Origin of the sequence: Mycolicibacterium komossense (assembly GCF_025822605.1) — a bacterium.
Taxonomy (GTDB): Bacteria; Actinomycetota; Actinomycetes; order Mycobacteriales; family Mycobacteriaceae; genus Mycobacterium; species Mycobacterium komossense.
In genome coordinates, this window is sequence record NZ_JACKTY010000020.1 from 322,899 (window position 1) to 339,373 (window position 16,475).

Below are 16,475 nucleotides of genomic sequence, written 5' to 3' on the forward strand. Positions count from 1 at the left end.
ACCGATTTCGACCCCGAAATCGCTAAGGTGAGTCCTCGTGACTTCAGAGGACTCCCCGTCGTTCCAAGATCTACTCATCGAGCAGGTCGGCAACGAATTCGCCGCTTCACAGCAGTACGTCGCCGTCGCGGTGTACTTCGACGGCGAGGATCTGCCACAACTGGCCACCCGGTTCTACCGGCAGGCGCTCGAGGAGCGCAATCACGCCATGATGATCGTCCGGTATCTACTGGACAAGGATGTGCAGGTCGCCATTCCCGGGGTGCCCGCCGTGGTGACCGAGTTTCATTCGGTGCGCCAACCCGTCGAACTGGCGCTGAACCAGGAGCGCGGCGTGACCGAGCAGATCACGCGGTTGGCGCGGGCCGCCCGCGACAGCGGCGACTACCTCGGCGAGCAGTTCATGCAGTGGTTCCTCAAGGAGCAGGTCGAAGAGGTCGCCTCGATGACCACCCTGCTGACGATCGTCGACCGCGCCGGCGACAACCTCTTCCACCTGGAGAACTTCGTCGCCCGCGAACTCAACACCGCAGCGACCACCGATGCGACGGCGCCCGCCGTCGCAGGCGGTGCCGTCTAAGCCCGCAGCAAACTGTGTCTGGCGTCACCGTAAGGCGGCGGCCACGATTCACCCTACTTCGGTCAGGCTCGCCTCAGTTAGCATCACCTTCGATGACATGCCTTCTGAGCTGCAGTATTGTCATTCGTATGCTTAATCACGGCGCATCCGACACCAAATTCCAGGCCCTGCTGCAGGAGCAGGTCCGCCACGAATTCACCGCGTCGCAGCAATACATTGCGATCGCCGTGCACTTCGACGGTGACGACCTGCCGCAGCTAGCCGCGCATTTCTACGGGCAGGCCATCGAAGAGCGCAACCACGCGATGATGTTGGTGCGCCATCTACTCGACCGCGACATCAAGGTGGACATCACCGGTATCGACGCGGTGCGCAACGATTTCGACTCTCCGCGGGAAGCCCTGAGCCTGGCGCTGGATCAGGAGCGCACGGTCACCGAGCAGATCACGGCACTGGCGGCCGCCGCCCGTGACGAGCACGACTTCCTCGGCGAGCAGTTCATGCAGTGGTTCCTCAAGGAGCAGGTCGAAGAGGTCGCCTCGATGACCACCCTGTTGCGGATCGCCGACCGGGCCGGTGCCAACCTGTTCGAGCTGGAGGATTTCGTCGCCCGCGAAATGACCGGGGCTGCAGCCGATCCCACCGCACCAAGCGCTGCCGGCGGCGCGATCTAGGACCGGTCAGCCGTCACGGCCCGCGCCTGTCAGCCCGTCCTGTAGCCATCCCTTGGTCCGGCCGGGATGGTTGGTGGCGATCCACGCCACCCCGACGTCTCGGCAGAACCCGACGTCCTCGTAGTGGTCGACCGTCCAGCAGTACAGGGCCCTGCCCTGTGCGGCTGCGCGGTCGACCAACTCAGGATGCTCACGCAGGGTGGCGATCGACGGTCCGACGGCGGTGGCCCCGACGGTTGTCGCGGCGCTGCCGTTGAGGTAGCGCGAAGTGTCGCCCAGCAGGACAGTGGGCAGCAGCGGCGCGGCACGTCTGATCCGCCATACCGCGGCGGCCGAGAAAGACATCACCACCGCGCGGGACAGGTCCGCCGACGCCGGTGAGGCGATGCCGTAGCGATGCAGCAGCGCCAACACCTTGCTCTCGACCAGTGCGCCGTAGCGGACGGGATGCTTGGTTTCGATGAAGAGTTTGACCGGGCGGTTCCAGTCCAGCACCAGCGTGACGAGGTCGTCGAGGGTGAGCAGCCCGGTATCGCCCTGACTCCCGTCGGGGCGCCAGCTGCCGTGCCAGGAGCCGTAGTCCAACTCGCGTAGTTGGGCCAGCGTCATCTCACTGACCAAGCCGGTGCCCGTCGAGGTGCGGTCGACACGCCGGTCGTGCACGCACACCAGGTGACCGTCACGGGTGAGCCGGACGTCGCACTCGACACCGTCGGCACCCTCCTCCAGGGCCAGCTGGTACGCGGCCAGAGTGTGCTCGGGACGGTCCGCCGACGCGCCACGATGGGCTACGACGAAGGGGTGCCCGTCGACCGACTTCATAGGCCTATGCTGCCGGTTCCTGGCCTTCTCGCTCAACCGCTGCGCCGGATTCGGGGGTTTCCCGCTGGTCAGCGGGAACGACGACCCAGCGGTGCGCCGGCCTTTCCACCGGCTTGCGCTCGAATCCGAGGTATACCCGGGCCAGTGAGACCGCTGCCGCCAAGCCGAGCAGGTACGCGAGGGTCATCGTCACGGTGTTGTCGGCAATACCCTGCGCATCATTGGTGAAGCTGGTCGCCAGCGCCCAGATCGACACCACGGTGCTCAGCACCCACAGCACCCACCAGACGATGACGGGCTTACGCAGTCGTGTGTAGACACCTTCGATGGTCGCCATCTCGATGACGTACACAGGCGCCCAGAACAGGTTGACCACCGGCACCAGGCAGCCGACCCACAGCGCCCACGTCGGTCGGGGTTCGGTCACCAGGTGATGCGTATAGACCGCCACCCGCCGGGCGATCAGCCAGTTGATCAGGACCAGTGCGCAGCCGATGACGGCGAAGATGGCCAGCACGCTGGCCAGAACGCCGATCCAGAGTGCGGCACCCGCCAGCAACGGGTTCAGCAGGGTCGTCCGATTGACGATCAGCAGGACGTACCGCAGCACATGCACCAGCGCCGCGAAAGCCAGGATGGCGGCAGCTGTCACCAACGCCAGGCGCACCACCGTCGCCGGGGGGCCGCCTCGCGGGGGTGCCGGTGGCGCTGCGGCGTTGGGATCGATGTAGTCGCGCAGACCCCACCGCGGGATGACGTCATACCGCGGGGTCGGACCAAGTTGGCGGCGCCGACGGTGCGGTACCGGCGCGGCCCCTGGCCGCACGGCGATCCACCGGTAGCCCGGTGGCAGGCGGATGTCTGGGCGCTGACCGCCGCGTTGTTCGGCCGGCAGCGGGGGCGCACCACCCGGTCGACCCCAGTTGGGGTCAGGGGCGGGGCGCACTTCGTTGGACGGCGGCAACAGCGTTCCATGGCACCGCGGGCACCATGCGCGTTGCTTGTCACGCACGTTCCATCGCGTGCCGCACGCCGAACACACCTGGATCACCCGACCAGAGTAGCGAGGCGACCGATGCGGAGCGCTTTCCTCCGCTGAGGAGCCGAGAAATAAAGGCGCGAGGCGACCGATGCGGAGCGCTTTCCTCCGCTGAGGAGCCGAGAAATAAAGGCGCGAGGCGACCGATGCGGCGAGGAACGAGACGGCTCAGGAGGCGGGCAACAGCCTCGGCGGAGGGGTCAGACGGTCCCCGGGGAGCCTCCGTCGGTGATCACCGGGCGCCCTGCACCAGCCCAGGCCAACATGCCGCCGTTGACATTGACGGGCTCGTAGCCGTTGCGCTGCAGATACTGCGACACCCGCAGAGACCGGCCGCCTGCGTGGCAGATGACGTACAGCGGCTTCTCGGGATCGATCTCACCCATCCGGGCAGGGACGTCACCCATGGGGATGTGCTGAGCCCCTGGCGCGTGACCGCGCTGCCACTCGTCGTCTTCGCGGACGTCGAGCAGAACCGCCGACGCGCCGAATTCGACGGGAATCCCCGCTACCTGCTCCTCTGGCACAGCTGCGTCATCCATGCTGTCGATCCTGTCACGCGACGGCGGACCGCTCCACTATGAACGGCGGTGAACGTGGCGGTTACGTATGAGCTGTGCGCTCCAGCAATCCCGTGACTATCCACAGTTTCCACAGGTTTATCCACAGGCGGTGTGAGCCCGGCGATGGGGCAAAGCCGAGCAGAAGGGGCATGCGGGCGAAGCGGACTGTGGATAACCGAGGGCCGTTGTGAGGGCGCGATCAACAAGGCGACGGACAGCGGAGCGAAATCGAACACTCGACCGTGCAACGCGGGCGACGCGCACTGGTCACCTCGTGAAAACTGACCGCAAGCCGCACCAACGCCTCCGGATTCCCCGGTATTCCGAGATGCAAACACGCCCGGCGAAAACTATCCGACCGGGCAGTACGGGTCCGATTTTCCCCAGCTATCCGGAAGGGTTATGATCGCCGTCACTAGGCGTGTTGTGATACATCTCACTGGGGGTCGCGAGTGTTGACTAGGCAGATGGGGAGCGCGTGATGGCTATTCAACCGACTGGACCGCGAATCGCTGCGGCGACACCGCACTGGTCCGTACCCTCGTCGACCTGCAACCGGTCCTACCTGCTGGCGGGTCTGCGCGCCGTCGTGATCGCCCTGCTGCTGCTCGGGGTGCTCGCGCTCATCATCCTGACGTAACCGAGCCGTCGTCGCGGTAGGAAAGCGTCCACACCACGCGATACGAGCCGGCGGCGGGTATCCAGCCGAATCGCCGTGAATCCACCACTCCCGGCGCGTGCGGATTGTCCGAGCAGGCCTCGAACGTCGCGGTCCGGCCGCTGCCTCGCACTTCTCCGACACGTTTGATCAGCCACCGAGATGGCAACGTCGGATCAGGGAACACCCGTAACTGCCCGCTGCGTACCCGGCCGCCGCGCAACGCCAGCAGCCCGTCGCCCGGATTCAGCGTGGGACGCATCGAATCCTCGACGACAGCGAATCGCCGTACTGGCCAACGACGTGGTGAACGGGACGGCACAACCGGGAAGTGTAGGTTTTCGTGCCGCGTGTGGCGGGGTAGTTTAGGGCCATGCTGCTGCATCGACTCTTCTCCAACGCGACCCCCGCCCACGCCCACTGCGACCTGTACTGCGGTGTCTACGACCCAGCGCAGGCGAAGATCGAGGCGCTGTCCTGCCTCAAGACGCTTCAGAAATACCACGACTCGGACGACGACCATTTCAAGACGCGCGCCATCATCATCAAGGAGCAGCGCGCTGAAGAGGTCAAGCACCACCTGACCGTGCTGTGGGCTGACTTCTTCACCAAGGACCACTTCGAGCAGTTCCCCAACCTGCACCAGCTGTTCTGGGACGGCGTGCATGGCGCAGGCGATGTGAAGAAGTCGCTCGATATCGCCGTCGCCGAGAAGCTGCTGAAGACCATCGACGAGATCTCCGACATCTTCTGGCAGACCGAAAAGGCCAAGGGCATGGGCGTTTATCCGCCTGCCTGATCTGCCACCGAGTCTCGACCGGATACCGGGGCGCCGTGCGTCATGCACGGCGCCCCGCTCTATGTCCGGACCATTAGCACTCGTGTCCTCTTGCGTGCCAACGGTGTTGTGCCCCATCCTGAGCTCACGGCCCGCAGGCGTGTCGCACGCAAGTCCGAACCGAGCAGTCGCGGAGGGCAGATGGAAACAGGGTCAGGGCGGGCAATCGGACTCGCCCCCTTTCATTCCCGAGGTGCCCTCAAGGGTTTCGTGGTATCCGGTCGGTGGCCGGACTCGACCAAAGAATGGGCGCAGCTGCTGATCGTCGCGGTCCGCGTCGCATCCCTGCCTGGATTGCTCTCCACCACAACGATTTTCGGCGTACGCGAGGAACTACCCGACGCTCCGGAGCCCGGCACGGTCGGCCTGGTCTTGGCCGAGGGCACCGTGGTGGGCGAGTCGGCAATCTCTGCAGGGTATTTCGCCGACCATCAGCCGCCCGCCCTGCTGATGCTCCATCCGCCCTCAGAGACCATGCCCTCGCTGCCCGAGTGCGCCGGCGCCGCATCGGGCTGCGTGCTGCTGCCGGGACTACCGCATCTGGGCCTTGAGCACCGTGCGGCGTGGGTCGAGGCGGAATCCGACGGGACAATCACGTCGATGGTCAGCCGCGTCGGCGTCGACCCGATCAGCCATCCCGACACCGCGATCCTGGCGATGCTGCTCGCTGCCTGAGGCCCCGAGGGGCCACTGGCCTGCATTGCAGCCGTCGGCAGGCCGGTCGTCGGAATCCCCCGGTGTTGACCGGGTACGGTTCACGCCACCTACGGATACCGCGGGCACAGTTTCGCTGATGGCTTAACTCGACATTGCCAGGGTTGGCCATGCCTGCGCCTGCGACACTGTGACGAGTCGGTGAGCCATCCTTCGGATTGCGCTGCGGCGTTTCACCGGCAGCAAAGATACGCGCGTTTACACTGAGCTCGGGCGGTCGTTGCCCGGTAACGGCACTGTTTGTCAGTGGACAGCCGTCAAGGTTGGCGGCTCTCGGCGGTGTTGCACAGGCCCCTGACATTTGCCTTGGTGCAAGGTACGCGCATGCTACGGATTTCGCAGGAGTGCCCGCGACGGGCCCGGTCAGGGCCCGAAATCTCGTTGGCCGTCAATTTCGCAGTCGTTTGCACTTGGTTGTGGCGATAACAGTCGCTACGATAATCAGCAAATACGCCTACGGGTACGTTCGCTCTGCCAGCAAGTGGAGGTCAAAACCATGAGCACGACGTTCGCTGCGCGATTGAATCGCCTGTTCGACACCGTGTACCCGCCCGGACGCGGGCCGCATACGTCCGCCGAGGTGATCGCCGCCCTGAAGTCAGAGGGCGTCACCATGTCGGCTCCGTACCTGTCCCAGCTGCGGTCGGGCAACCGGACCAACCCGTCATCGACGACGATGGCGGCGCTTGCCAACTTCTTCCGGATCAAGCCCGCTTACTTCACCGATGACGAGTACTACGAGAAGCTCGACAAGGAGCTGACGTGGCTCGCCAACATGCGTGACGAGGGTGTGCGTCGCATTGCGGCCCGCACCGTCGGGTTGTCCGTCGAGGCCCAGCAGGACCTGGTCCAGAAGGCCGAAGAGCTGCGTCGCCGGGAACACCTCGACGATTAGCCCGGCGGTCAGCCCGCCGCAGCAGGTCACACGGCTGGTAAACGGAGATTCCTCCGTCGACGCCCGGTGAACGATTAACGCGTCAGCTTGCGGTACTGCCGTGCGATCGCGATGATCCATTCGCGGTCGGAGTAGCTGTCCGGCTGCCGTAGCCATCCCAGACCCGGGAAATCTCCCTCGGCTGCATGCTGTCTGCCATCCCGGCCGGCGTAGATCCATTTCGCGATCCTGCGTGCCTGCTCGTCCGGTGAGATGGCGGGCTGCTCGACATCGGTCAAGGTGCCCGGGAGGTCGAAATCGGCCGGGCCGCCGCCATGGCTGCGCTGCGCCCGTTGGGTGGCGGTCGCCTCCAGAAAAAGGGCGTCGGAGATGAGTGACAGCCGCTCGGCGACCCGGAACACCAGCGGACCGCGCGGGCGTACACCGATCCCGATATCGGGCTGACGCTTTTCCAGCTCCGCCAGCAGCGGCTCGATGAGCCGCAGCTCTCGCCGGCCCGTGAACCAGTCCTCCACTGTAGGCAACAGCGAGCCCGCCGCTACCACCGCCATCGCGCAGCCGAGCAGGGCCGCAGCCGTTCCGACGCCGACGAGATGGGTGGTGCCGGTGGCCCGGATCAGGAAGAACGCGCTGGCGAGCAGGATCAGCACGATGCCGACGGTGAAGACGAAAAGTGCGCGACCGCGCCGGCTACGGTTCGAGTGCCGCATACCGGCCCAGGTCACCAGGGTCAGCGCGAGCAGCACGTACAACAGCGGCAGCAGCCAGGGCAGCGACGTCTTCGAGGTGCCCAGGTTGCGCGCCAGATACTGCTCGGCCGACATCTCCGGTTGCTGACCCCCGGCGAAGAAAAGGGCGAAGCTGACGACGGCGATCACGGTGGCAATGCCGTACTGTGCCATGGCAATTCGGCGCACCACGGTCGGCGTACGAGCGGACGCGACGCTGGTGATCATCACGCAGCTGCCGGCCGCGCAGGCCACCAACGCGACCTGGCTGAGCCCGACCGAGATGTTCGGCCAGTGCAGCGCAGTGTCAAGCAGCAGTGACAGCGGCTGCCAGTTCAGTGCCGCGACAATCGCCAGGCTGCCGAGAGCGATGATCATCGCGGCGCTGACCAGCGACTGCTTGTTGACCAGTGCCCAGCCGACGCGCACTCCGGTCGCCATCCCAAGGAGCCCGGCGATCACCCAGACGGTCAACCAAATGCCTCTCCCAGGCGGACCTGCACAATCGAGGCGCGGTCTGATGGCATCCGGCCGAGGCGATAGATCAGCAACGCCGCGAAATCCTCGGCTTCCTGTTCGGCGTCTTCGCCGCTGGGACCCATGCAGCCTGTCCGCTGGTTGAGCATGTAGCCGATCAGGTCGTCACTGGCGAACTCGGCGGTGTCCATGGCCGCCTGGGCGACGGGCATACCCTCGTGACCAAGCACGAGGTGCCCGAGTTCGTGCGCCAACGTCCGCTCCCAGGTCGGCAGCCCCTGCTGGATCAGAAACACGTCGCGGTCGGCGTACTGCCGCCACTGACCGCACACGCCGGGCGGCAGGTCCGCCGTCGTGAGCTCGATGGCTCGACCCCGGCTCTCGCTCACTGCGGTCAGCAATCGATGCAGGGTGACTTCGCCTCGGCGGGGCGCCAGTTCCAGCACATCGCTCACCGCCCGAGTCACGCTTCGGCTAGCTGGCATGTCCCCCCCTTCTCCGTTGTGCTGTCTCATCGGGTAGCGAAGACAGCGACTCCAGCACGATCAATGGAGGAACCGCGAGGTCCCGCCGGCGCGCACCGCAAGACCAGCTTTGGCCTGGCGATACCCTACTAAGCCCCCCGCGGCGGTTAGTGCCAAAATCCCCGCCACACCCGGGACCGCCAAGCCTGCAACCTCGACCATTCTCGCTGATCGAAGGTATTCGGGATACCCCGCGCGGAATGTCTCCGGCAGCGCGCCCCGGGCGGGCACTGCAGCCGGCACGGTGACGCGGCTCGTCGGTGCCTCCTGGACCGGTGCACGGGCCGCAGGCGGCGGTGCTGCCGGTGGCGGCGGAACGGCTCGTACCGGCACGTTGATGGCCGGCAGCGACACCACGATCACCGGCAAGGCAACCGGGAGAGGCGCCAGGGCTGGCAGCAACGCTCCGCCGCCGTCCACGGCAATAGGCTCAGCAGGTCCAACGGGTACACCCGATGCGGTGGCGGTTGGCCGCTGGAGCGAGTGTTTACCGGTCGACGGTATGCCGCCACCGCTGCCCCCGTTCCCGCCACTGGGTGGCGACGCGGGCGGCGGTTTGCCGTTGCCGCTGCTACCGCCCGAGCCTTTACCTCCGCCGACGCCACCGGGCCCGCCGTCGCCGCCACAGGGATCACCGCCGCCAGGGTCGCCGTGGTGGCCACCTGGCCAGTGACCGGGCGGACCGTGGTGCCCATCCCCGTGCCCGTGGCTATCGCCGTCGCCGCCTCCCGGACCGTTCGGGTTGCCCCCGCCGGGGCCGTGCCTCCCGCCGGGCCGACTGCCACCGCCGGGTCCGGGGTTGTCATTTTTCGGGCCGCGATCCTGCCCGTCGCCGGCCTTGCCCTGACCACCGCCCCAGCCGGGTCCGGCTGTGGCCACGGACACCCCAAAGCCGCCGGCAGCGCCCACCAGCAAACCGCAAGCGATCAGACCGCTGATCGCCGCGCTCCGCACCCGTGAGCCGTCCACTATTGCCCTGCTCCCTTAGGCGGCGTCACCAGCAGTCACGTCCGAGACTGCGGCGTGCGCCTCGCTTATGTAGGGACATTCTCGCATATTCCCAGGTGGCAATTTCCGCCGTCGAGATAGGCGATAGGGTTGGCGACACCGATCGCGGGTGTACCTCGCGCGAGTCGACAAGAGCACCGGAAGGCGGCCGGGATGGGCCTGTTCACGAAGCGCAAGAGCCGAGCAACACGTCGCGCTGAGGCAAAGGCCATCAAGGCCAAGGCCAAGCTCGAGGCAAAGCTGGGCGCCAAGAACGAGAAGCGGCGGATCAAATCCGCGTTACGCGCCGAAACCAAGACTGTCAAAGCTCAGCTCAAAGCACAGAAGGACAGCGATAAGGCCGCGATCAAGGTGGCCGAGACCCAACTCAAAGCCGCGCGGGATGGCAAACTTCTCTCGCCCGCGCGCATCAGGCGGGCGATGACCGTGTCACGCTTGCTGGCACCCGTGTTGGTCCCCATCGTCTACCGGGCGGCGACGACAGCACGGGGGATGCTCGACGAACGCCGCGCCGAGCGCCTGGGAGTGCCGCTGAGCCAGGTCGGCCAGTTCTCCGGTCATGGCGGGCCGCTGTCGGCGCGGATCGCCGGTGCCGAACGCTCCCTGCGTGGGGTCGCCGATAAGAAGCCCAAAGATCCCGAGACGAAACTGTTCGTGGCAGCGCTGACCGGGCGGCTGACCGACCTCGCCGCCGCGGTCACCGCCGCCGAGAGCATGCCGGCGACGCGCAGACGGGCCGCGCACGCCGCGATCGCCGAGCAACTCGACGGTGTCGACGCCGACCTGATGGCGCGCCTCGGCGTGCTGTGACCCGGCTGGCCTGACTGTCGCGACGTCTCCGCCGGGCCAACTCGCGGCAGCGCTGACGTTAGCTGCCGAGCTCACCGTAACGGTCTGACAGGTCGCAGCCGCTGACCCTCGAGCTGGCATGATGGTGTGCACCAGCCAGCCGCCTGCACTGCAACGCCCGACCGCCGAACCGCCGAACCGCTGAAACGCCGAACCGCGACGACGAACTGCGAAGGAGCAGCCCCCATGGCCGACCAGCAGGATCAGCCCGACGACCGTCCCGAGGGCGCACCTGCGATACCTGCACGCCCGCCGGCAGACGAGACGACTGCCGAGCCGGCCAAGAAGGTTCCCGCGAAAAAAGCCCCGGCCAAGGCTGTCAAGAAAACAGTGAAGAAGGCCGAGCCCAGGAAGGCGCCGGCGAAGAAGGCGAGTAAAGCCACTCCAGCCGCTGCCCAACCGCCGGCGAAGAAGGCACCTGCGCCACCACCCCCTCCGCGCGCAGCGGCACCGTCGGCTGCGACTGCTGAACCGCCCGCCCTGCCGACGCCGGCCCCACGGCCCGACACCAATGGCGCCGGCAACCTCGCCGAAGGTGCGAAAGCGGCTGCTGCACAAGCGAAGTCCACTGTCGAACATGCCAGTGACAGCGTCGCGCGGCCCGTGGCCGCACCTGTTGCCGGTTCGCGCCGGGCGGCGACACCGTTGGCGGTGGCCCTTGCGGTGGCCCTGCTCGCGACGTACCTGGTGCGCCGGTTGCGCAACGCGGACGACGAGTGACTGCCACCCCGCGCGCAACGGCGGACCTCGTCGACGACATCGGTCCGGAGGTCCGCAGCTGTGACCTGCAGCTGTGCCAGTACGGCGGACGGGCCATGTTCGCCGGACCGATCAGCACCGTGCGGTGCTTCCAGGACAACGCTCTGCTGAAATCGGTGCTCTCCGAACCTGGTGACGGCCGGGTGCTGGTGATCGACGGCGACGCCTCGCTGCACACCGCCCTGGTCGGTGACGTCATCGCCGAGCTGGGCCGCTCCAACGGGTGGGCTGGACTGATCGTGCACGGCGCGGTGCGCGACGCCTCGACGCTGCGCACCCTCGACATCGGCATCAAAGCGTTGGGCACCAACCCCCGCAAAAGCACCAAGACCGGCGCCGGCCAGCGCGATGTCGCGGTGACCTTCGGCGGGGTCACGTTCCTGCCCGACGAGATCGCCTACAGCGACGACGACGGCATCGTGGTGGTTGCGCGTTAGGCGTTAACCGGCTTCGCCACACGGTGTTTGGTGAAGCGCAGCGACTCTTCGTCAACGCGGCCCTGCCGAATCAGTCGCAGATCGAGCAGATAGTTCTGTTTGAGGCGCCACGGCGCCCTTGAGCCCGACTTCGGGAGCTCATCCATCGCGCGCCGGAAGTAACCGGGGGTGAAGTCCATGAACGGCATCTCGTCCACCGAGCCGCCGGGATGTTCGGCCACCACCCTGTCGAAACCGTGCGAGTCCATGTAATTCAGTAAGCGGCAGACGAATTCGGACACCAGATCCGCCTTGAGTGTCCAGGAGGCGTTGGTGTAACCGAAGGTGATCGACGCGTTCGGGATGCCCGAGAGCATCAGGCCCTTGTAGGTCATCGACCGAGTGAGATCGACCGGCTCGCCGTTCATGGTGATGGAGGCCCCACCGAACAGCTGCATGTTCAGTCCGGTGGCCGTCACGATGATGTCAGCCGGCAATTCCTCACCCGAGGTGAGCTTGATACCGCTCTCGGTGAACCGCTCGATGGTGTCGGTCACGACGTCGGCCTTGCCGTGCCGGATAGCGCGGAACAGATCTCCGTTGGGCGCCAGGCAGAGTCGCTCGTCCCACGGGTTGTAACTCGGGGTGAAGTGCTTGTCGACGTCGAAGTCCGCAGGCAGTCGCCGAGTCGCCATCGTCTTCAGCGTCTTCTTCATGAAGCCGGGAAAACGGCGCGCCAACTGGTATTGGAACGTGGAGAACAGGATTGCCTTCCACCGGTTGGCGACGAACGCCACTTTGGTGGGCAGGTACTTGTTGGTCTGGACCGCGAAGGGATCGACGTCGGGCAGCGACCCGATGTAGCCCGGTGAGCGCTGCAACATGGTCACGTGCCCCGCGCCCGAATCAACCAGTGCGGGAATCAGAGTGACTGCCGTGGCCCCGCTGCCGATGACCACGATCTTCTTGTCGGTGTAATCGAGATCCTCCGGCCAGTGTTGCGGGTGGATGATCGTCCCGGTGAAATCCTCCGCTCCGGCGAACACCGGTGAGAAACCCTCGTCGTAGTTGTAGTAACCGCTGCACACCATCACGAACGAGGCCGTGATCTCGGCAGGTTCGCCGTCCCGCTCCACCTTGACGGTCCATTGGTTGTCCGCGTCCGACCAATCCGCCGAGATAACGCGGTGGCGAAAGCGGATGTGCTTGTCGATACCGTTCTCGGTCGCCGCGTCGTGCACGTACTGCCAGATCGACCGGCCGTCGGCGATCGCCTTTTCATTGGTCCATGGCTTGAACCGGAAGCCGAGGGTGTACATGTCCGAGTCGGACCGAATGCCGGGGTATTTGAACAGGTCCCAGGTACCACCGAGATTCTCGCGGCGCTCCAGGATCAGGTAGCTCTTGCCGGGGCAGCGGTCCTGCAGGTGCCACGCGGCACTGATGCCGGAGATACCCGCTCCCACGATCACAACATCGACATGTTCAGTCATGATGTAAAGCTATCAACACTGTGTCGAACCCGTCAACAGTGTGTTGAAAAGTTCGACAAGCTGTAAAGTACCTGGAGTGACAGCGTTGAGCCGGGCCGGAGCGCCCCGAGGCCGCCGATCGCTGCGGCCGACGAGCGAGGACCGCGAGACCGCCATCCTCGAGACCGCGGAGCGGCTGATGGGCGAGAGACCCTTCTCCGAGATCTCGGTGGATGACCTCGCCAAAGGCGCCGGCTTGTCGCGGCCGACGTTCTACTTCTATTTCGCCTCCAAGGACGCGGTACTGCTGACGCTCTGGGAGCGTGTCATCGTCGAGGCGGACTCCGCGCTGCAGGATCTCGTCGCGCACCCACCCGCCGAACTGCGAAACCTCTGGCGCACCGGGATCAGTCTGTTCTTCGAGACCTTCGGCGCACATCGCGCAGTCACCCTGGCAGCCCAGGTCGCCCGAACGTCGAACGCCGAGGTGCGGACGGTCTGGTCCACTTTCATGCAGAAGTGGATCGACCACATCGCCACCGTCATCGAGGTCGAACGCACGGCGGGTGCCGCACCGGCGACTCTGCCCGCTCGCGAGTTGTCCACTGCCCTGAATCTGATGAACGAGCGCGTCATGTGGGCCGCCTACGCCGAAGATCAGCCGGCGGTGCCCGACGCCCGCGTGCTGGACACGCTCGTACATATCTGGGTCACCAGCATCTACAGCGAAACCGGGTAGCTGTCGGACTTCGATGCGAACATATGTTCGTGTCAGCCGCGGCTACGATCCTGCATGCCGACCTGGATTCGTTCTACGCATCCGTCGAGCAGCGTGACGACCCGACGCTACGGGGGCGGCCGGTGATCGTCGGCGGCGGAGTGGTGCTCGCGGCCAGCTACGAAGCCAAGGCGTACGGCGTGCGCACGGCGATGGGTGGTCGACAGGCGCTGCAGCTGTGCCCGAGTGCCATCGTGGTCCCGCCGCGGATGTCGGCATATTCGCGAGCCAGCGAGGCGGTCTTCGAGGTCTTCGGTGACACCACTCCCCTGGTCGAGCCGGTGTCGATCGACGAAGCCTTCCTCGACGTCAGCGGACTGCGCCGGGTTTCCGGCGAGCCCGTGCAGATCGCCGCCGGATTGCGCGAGCGGGTGCGCGAGCAGGTCGGACTGCCCATCACGGTTGGCATCGCACGCACCAAGTTCCTGGCCAAGGTCGCCAGCCAAGAAGCCAAACCCGACGGGCTGCTGCTCGTCCCGCCCGGGCGCGAGCTGGCGTTTCTGCATCCCCTGCCCGTCCGCCGGTTGTGGGGGGTGGGCGCAAAGACGGCGGAGAAGCTGCACGCCCACGGGATCGAGACCGTCGCGCAGGTCGCCGAGCTCGGCGAGACCACACTGTCGGCGATGGTCGGTGGCGCGATGGGCCGTCAGCTCTACGCCCTCTCACGCAATATCGACCGGCGCCGCGTCGTCACCGGCGCGCGCCGCCGCTCGGTGGGAGCGCAGCACGCCCTGGGCCGAGCGGGTAACCGGATGTCGGCCGCCGAGATCGACATCGTCGTCATCAACCTGGTCGACCGGATCACCCGCCGCATGCGCTCTGCGGACCGCACCGGCCGCACGGTCACGCTGCGGTTGCGGTTCGACGATTTCAGTCGCGCCACCCGTAGCCACACCATGCCGCGGGCCACCTCGGCCACCGAGCCGATTCTGGCCACCGCCCGGGAACTGATCGTCGCGGCGGGCCCGATGTTCGCCGAACGTGGCCTCACCCTGATCGGGTTCGCGGTGTCCAATATCGACCGCGAGGGAGCCCTACAATTGGAGCTGCCATTCGACGCGCGGGGCGACCCGACTGCCGTCGATCTGGCCATGGACGACGTCCGCCGCCGCTACGGCAATGCTGCGCTGACCCGCGGGGTACTCGTCGGCCGTGACCCGGGACTGGAAATGCCTATGCTGCCGGACTAAAAGAGCTGTCCGGCAACAAATCCGGCGAGGAGCACGCCGAAACCGCCTACTTCCCCGACGATCAGGGCGAACATTCCCGCGGTCAGTGCGGGCGTAGCGTGCTCGAACTGGTTCGTGGTATCGCGGCGCGCACCGTGGACGATGTACTCGACGATCGCAATCACGAAGAAGAACACCAATACCATTGCCGCGGTGAGATTGACCCAGGTTGGCCAGCCACTGAGCTCGACGAAGACTGCCACCAGCATGGTCGCGAACGAATAGAGCAGAGCGGCGCGGTGCGCGATGTCGACATAAGGGTGGGCAAGGTGATTATCCGATGTCGCCATCTGCCGGTACTTCCAGATGCCGAGTATCAACGCGAGCAGAAAGATCAGACCGCCTGCGAAAAGGGTAACGCGCGTGTCGATGCCAAGGACGTTCACGGCCGGGCCGCCGTCCACTCCAGGAGTTTCCCCAGCGGCCAGGTGTTCACGATCCGCTCGACGGGAACGCCGTTGTCCAGGGCGCGTTGGGCGCCGTAGCCCAGAAAGTCCAACTGGCCCGGCGCATGGGCATCGGTGTCGATGGAGAAGTTGCAGCCGATGTCCAACGCCATCGTCAGCAGCCGCGTCGGTGGGTCGCGGCGTTCTGGTCGACAGTTGATCTCGACGGCGGTGCCGTGATCGCGGCACGCGGTGAACACCTTCTCCGCGTCGAACTTTGATTCGTTGCGCACCCCCCGGTTGCCCTCGACGAGCCGGCCGGTGCAGTGGCCCAGCACATCGGCCTGCCCGCCCGATACCGCAGCCACCATCCGGCGCGTCATGGCGGCGCTGTCCATCGCCAGCTTCGAGTGCACGCTGGCGACGACGACGTCGAGGCGCTCCAGCAGTTCGTCTTCTTGATCGAGGCTGCCGTCGTCGAGGATGTCGACCTCGATGCCGGTGAGAATGCGCATGGGCGTGAATGTCTCGCGTAGTTCGTCGATGACGTCGAGTTGCTCACGCAGGCGTTCCGGCGACAGCCCATGGGCCACCGTCAGCCGCGGCGAGTGGTCGGTCAGCGCGCAGTACTCGTGGCCCAATGCCTGCGCCGTGGCCATCATCTCCGAGATCGGCGCGGAGCCGTCCGACCAGTTGGAGTGCAGATGCAGATCACCCCTGAGCGCCGCGCGGATCTCTCCCCCGCCGAGATCTTTTGCCGCCGAGCGTAATTCGACGAGGGCGTCGGGTTCACCACCGGCCCACGCCTGGGCGATCACCTTGGCGGTCTTCGGTCCGACGCCGGACAGCGACTGCCAGCTGTTGGCCTTGCCGTGTTGTTCGCGCTGCGCGTCAACCAGACTTTCGACGGTATCGGCCGCGTTGCGGTACGCCATCACCCGGCGCGAGTCCTCGCGGGCGCGGTCCTTGTAATAGGCGATCTGTCGCAACGCGACCACCGGATCCATGAAAACAGTCTGCCCCCTGCCCCCGAGGCACCTCCGCCACCCCGCAAATCGGCCCCTGG

General features: G+C 66.1%; 21 protein-coding genes. 12 read left to right on the forward strand and 9 right to left on the reverse strand.

Going from position 1 to position 16,475, the window contains the following annotated elements; all coding sequences use genetic code 11:
- The first annotated feature begins 37 nt into the window (after positions 1–37).
- Complete coding sequence (locus H7J73_RS09165; protein WP_264067005.1) at positions 38–580, forward strand: ferritin; 543 nt, start codon at positions 38–40, stop codon at positions 578–580.
- 128 nt (positions 581–708) lie between these two features.
- Positions 709–1,254 carry a ferritin gene (locus H7J73_RS09170; RefSeq protein ID WP_264067006.1) on the forward strand — a complete coding sequence of 182 codons (546 nt, stop codon included), beginning with the start codon at positions 709–711 and terminating at the stop codon, positions 1,252–1,254.
- A 6-nt stretch (positions 1,255–1,260) separates the two neighbouring features.
- Here the strand turns inward: H7J73_RS09170 and H7J73_RS09175 are convergent, their stop codons facing one another.
- The 3 genes from H7J73_RS09175 to H7J73_RS09185 form a co-directional block, all read right to left on the reverse strand.
- Positions 1,261–2,076 carry a glycerophosphodiester phosphodiesterase gene (locus tag H7J73_RS09175; RefSeq protein ID WP_264067007.1) on the reverse strand — a complete coding sequence of 272 codons (816 nt, stop codon included), beginning with the start codon at positions 2,074–2,076 and terminating at the stop codon, positions 1,261–1,263.
- A 4-nt stretch (positions 2,077–2,080) separates the two neighbouring features.
- A complete protein-coding gene (locus H7J73_RS09180; RefSeq protein WP_264067008.1) occupies positions 2,081–3,127 on the reverse strand; it encodes a DUF4328 domain-containing protein in 1,047 nt (348 codons plus the stop codon).
- A gap of 188 nt (positions 3,128–3,315) precedes the next feature.
- On the reverse strand, positions 3,316–3,657 hold the full coding sequence (locus H7J73_RS09185; RefSeq protein ID WP_264067009.1) for a rhodanese-like domain-containing protein: 342 nt from the start codon (positions 3,655–3,657) through the stop codon (positions 3,316–3,318).
- A 502-nt stretch (positions 3,658–4,159) separates the two neighbouring features.
- On the opposite strand from H7J73_RS09185, the gene H7J73_RS09190 reads away from it, so the two are divergent.
- Complete coding sequence (locus tag H7J73_RS09190) at positions 4,160–4,318, forward strand: hypothetical protein (protein ID WP_264067010.1); 159 nt, start codon at positions 4,160–4,162, stop codon at positions 4,316–4,318.
- Here the strand turns inward: H7J73_RS09190 and H7J73_RS09195 are convergent.
- Positions 4,305–4,598 carry a S26 family signal peptidase gene (locus H7J73_RS09195; protein WP_264067011.1) on the reverse strand — a complete coding sequence of 98 codons (294 nt, stop codon included), beginning with the start codon at positions 4,596–4,598 and terminating at the stop codon, positions 4,305–4,307. The two genes, H7J73_RS09190 and H7J73_RS09195, sit on opposite strands and share 14 nt — an antisense overlap.
- A gap of 114 nt (positions 4,599–4,712) precedes the next feature.
- Between H7J73_RS09195 and sodN the strand changes: the two genes are divergently transcribed.
- The 3 genes from sodN (at position 4,713) to H7J73_RS09210 (ending at position 6,783) form a co-directional block, all read left to right on the forward strand.
- Positions 4,713–5,135 (forward strand): superoxide dismutase, Ni, encoded by a 423-nt coding sequence (gene sodN, locus H7J73_RS09200; RefSeq protein WP_264067115.1) that lies wholly within the window; start codon positions 4,713–4,715, stop codon positions 5,133–5,135.
- Between the two features lie 180 nt (positions 5,136–5,315).
- Complete coding sequence (locus tag H7J73_RS09205) at positions 5,316–5,849, forward strand: peptidase (RefSeq protein WP_264067012.1); 534 nt, start codon at positions 5,316–5,318, stop codon at positions 5,847–5,849.
- Positions 5,850–6,384: 535 nt separating this feature from the next.
- Complete coding sequence (locus H7J73_RS09210; protein ID WP_264067013.1) at positions 6,385–6,783, forward strand: transcriptional regulator; 399 nt, start codon at positions 6,385–6,387, stop codon at positions 6,781–6,783.
- A gap of 74 nt (positions 6,784–6,857) precedes the next feature.
- Here the strand turns inward: H7J73_RS09210 and H7J73_RS09215 are convergent, their stop codons facing one another.
- Positions 6,858–7,985, reverse strand: coding sequence for a hypothetical protein (locus H7J73_RS09215; protein WP_264067014.1), 1,128 nt, complete (start codon positions 7,983–7,985; stop codon positions 6,858–6,860).
- Positions 7,982–8,473 carry an ImmA/IrrE family metallo-endopeptidase gene (locus H7J73_RS09220; RefSeq protein ID WP_264067015.1) on the reverse strand — a complete coding sequence of 164 codons (492 nt, stop codon included), beginning with the start codon at positions 8,471–8,473 and terminating at the stop codon, positions 7,982–7,984. Before H7J73_RS09220 ends, H7J73_RS09215 begins: the two co-directional genes overlap by 4 nt.
- 522 nt (positions 8,474–8,995) lie before the next feature.
- Between H7J73_RS09220 and H7J73_RS09225 the strand changes: the two genes are divergently transcribed.
- The 4 genes from H7J73_RS09225 (at position 8,996) to rraA (ending at position 11,565) form a co-directional block, all read left to right on the forward strand.
- Positions 8,996–9,472: a hypothetical protein gene (locus tag H7J73_RS09225; protein ID WP_264067016.1), complete on the forward strand. Its 477-nt coding sequence runs from the start codon at positions 8,996–8,998 to the stop codon at positions 9,470–9,472.
- A 201-nt stretch (positions 9,473–9,673) separates the two neighbouring features.
- Positions 9,674–10,330, forward strand: coding sequence for a DUF6474 family protein (locus tag H7J73_RS09230; protein WP_264067017.1), 657 nt, complete (start codon positions 9,674–9,676; stop codon positions 10,328–10,330).
- Positions 10,331–10,555: 225 nt separating this feature from the next.
- Positions 10,556–11,089 (forward strand): nucleoid-structuring protein H-NS, encoded by a 534-nt coding sequence (locus tag H7J73_RS09235; protein WP_264067018.1) that lies wholly within the window; start codon positions 10,556–10,558, stop codon positions 11,087–11,089.
- Positions 11,086–11,565 (forward strand): ribonuclease E activity regulator RraA, encoded by a 480-nt coding sequence (rraA, locus tag H7J73_RS09240; RefSeq protein ID WP_264067019.1) that lies wholly within the window; start codon positions 11,086–11,088, stop codon positions 11,563–11,565. The genes H7J73_RS09235 and rraA overlap by 4 nt, the downstream gene beginning before the upstream one ends.
- On the opposite strand, the gene H7J73_RS09245 is transcribed toward rraA, so the two are convergent.
- On the reverse strand, positions 11,562–13,037 hold the full coding sequence (locus H7J73_RS09245) for a flavin-containing monooxygenase (protein ID WP_264067020.1): 1,476 nt from the start codon (positions 13,035–13,037) through the stop codon (positions 11,562–11,564). The two genes, rraA and H7J73_RS09245, sit on opposite strands and share 4 nt — an antisense overlap.
- A gap of 76 nt (positions 13,038–13,113) precedes the next feature.
- Between H7J73_RS09245 and H7J73_RS09250 the strand changes: the two genes are divergently transcribed.
- Together H7J73_RS09250 and dinB are read left to right on the forward strand one after the other, a co-directional pair.
- Positions 13,114–13,755: a TetR/AcrR family transcriptional regulator gene (locus H7J73_RS09250; protein WP_264067021.1), complete on the forward strand. Its 642-nt coding sequence runs from the start codon at positions 13,114–13,116 to the stop codon at positions 13,753–13,755.
- 23 nt (positions 13,756–13,778) lie between these two features.
- A complete protein-coding gene (dinB, locus tag H7J73_RS09255; RefSeq protein WP_264067022.1) occupies positions 13,779–14,984 on the forward strand; it encodes a DNA polymerase IV in 1,206 nt (401 codons plus the stop codon).
- Here the strand turns inward: dinB and H7J73_RS09260 are convergent.
- Both H7J73_RS09260 and H7J73_RS09265 read right to left on the reverse strand, forming a co-directional pair.
- Complete coding sequence (locus H7J73_RS09260; RefSeq protein WP_264067023.1) at positions 14,981–15,427, reverse strand: hypothetical protein; 447 nt, start codon at positions 15,425–15,427, stop codon at positions 14,981–14,983. The two genes, dinB and H7J73_RS09260, sit on opposite strands and share 4 nt — an antisense overlap.
- A complete protein-coding gene (locus H7J73_RS09265; protein ID WP_264067024.1) occupies positions 15,406–16,416 on the reverse strand; it encodes a PHP domain-containing protein in 1,011 nt (336 codons plus the stop codon). Before H7J73_RS09265 ends, H7J73_RS09260 begins: the two co-directional genes overlap by 22 nt.
- Positions 16,417–16,475 lie beyond the last annotated feature (59 nt).

What these genes read in the sequence shown, in the direction of transcription:
- H7J73_RS09245 (WP_264067020.1), bottom strand. Translation starts at nt 13,037, where the DNA reads ATGACTGAACATGTCGATGTTGTGATCGTGGGAGCGGGTATCTCCGGC.
- H7J73_RS09185 (WP_264067009.1), bottom strand. Translation starts at nt 3,657, where the DNA reads ATGGATGACGCAGCTGTGCCAGAGGAGCAGGTAGCGGGGATTCCCGTC.
- H7J73_RS09195 (WP_264067011.1), bottom strand. Translation starts at nt 4,598, where the DNA reads ATGCGTCCCACGCTGAATCCGGGCGACGGGCTGCTGGCGTTGCGCGGC.
- H7J73_RS09175 (WP_264067007.1), bottom strand. Translation starts at nt 2,076, where the DNA reads ATGAAGTCGGTCGACGGGCACCCCTTCGTCGTAGCCCATCGTGGCGCG.
- H7J73_RS09170 (WP_264067006.1), top strand. Translation starts at nt 709, where the DNA reads ATGCTTAATCACGGCGCATCCGACACCAAATTCCAGGCCCTGCTGCAG.
- H7J73_RS09220 (WP_264067015.1), bottom strand. Translation starts at nt 8,473, where the DNA reads ATGCCAGCTAGCCGAAGCGTGACTCGGGCGGTGAGCGATGTGCTGGAA.
- H7J73_RS09230 (WP_264067017.1), top strand. Translation starts at nt 9,674, where the DNA reads ATGGGCCTGTTCACGAAGCGCAAGAGCCGAGCAACACGTCGCGCTGAG.
- dinB (WP_264067022.1), top strand. Translation starts at nt 13,779, where the DNA reads ATGTTCGTGTCAGCCGCGGCTACGATCCTGCATGCCGACCTGGATTCG.
- H7J73_RS09210 (WP_264067013.1), top strand. Translation starts at nt 6,385, where the DNA reads ATGAGCACGACGTTCGCTGCGCGATTGAATCGCCTGTTCGACACCGTG.
- H7J73_RS09235 (WP_264067018.1), top strand. Translation starts at nt 10,556, where the DNA reads ATGGCCGACCAGCAGGATCAGCCCGACGACCGTCCCGAGGGCGCACCT.
- H7J73_RS09190 (WP_264067010.1), top strand. Translation starts at nt 4,160, where the DNA reads ATGGCTATTCAACCGACTGGACCGCGAATCGCTGCGGCGACACCGCAC.
- H7J73_RS09265 (WP_264067024.1), bottom strand. Translation starts at nt 16,416, where the DNA reads ATGGATCCGGTGGTCGCGTTGCGACAGATCGCCTATTACAAGGACCGC.
- H7J73_RS09205 (WP_264067012.1), top strand. Translation starts at nt 5,316, where the DNA reads ATGGAAACAGGGTCAGGGCGGGCAATCGGACTCGCCCCCTTTCATTCC.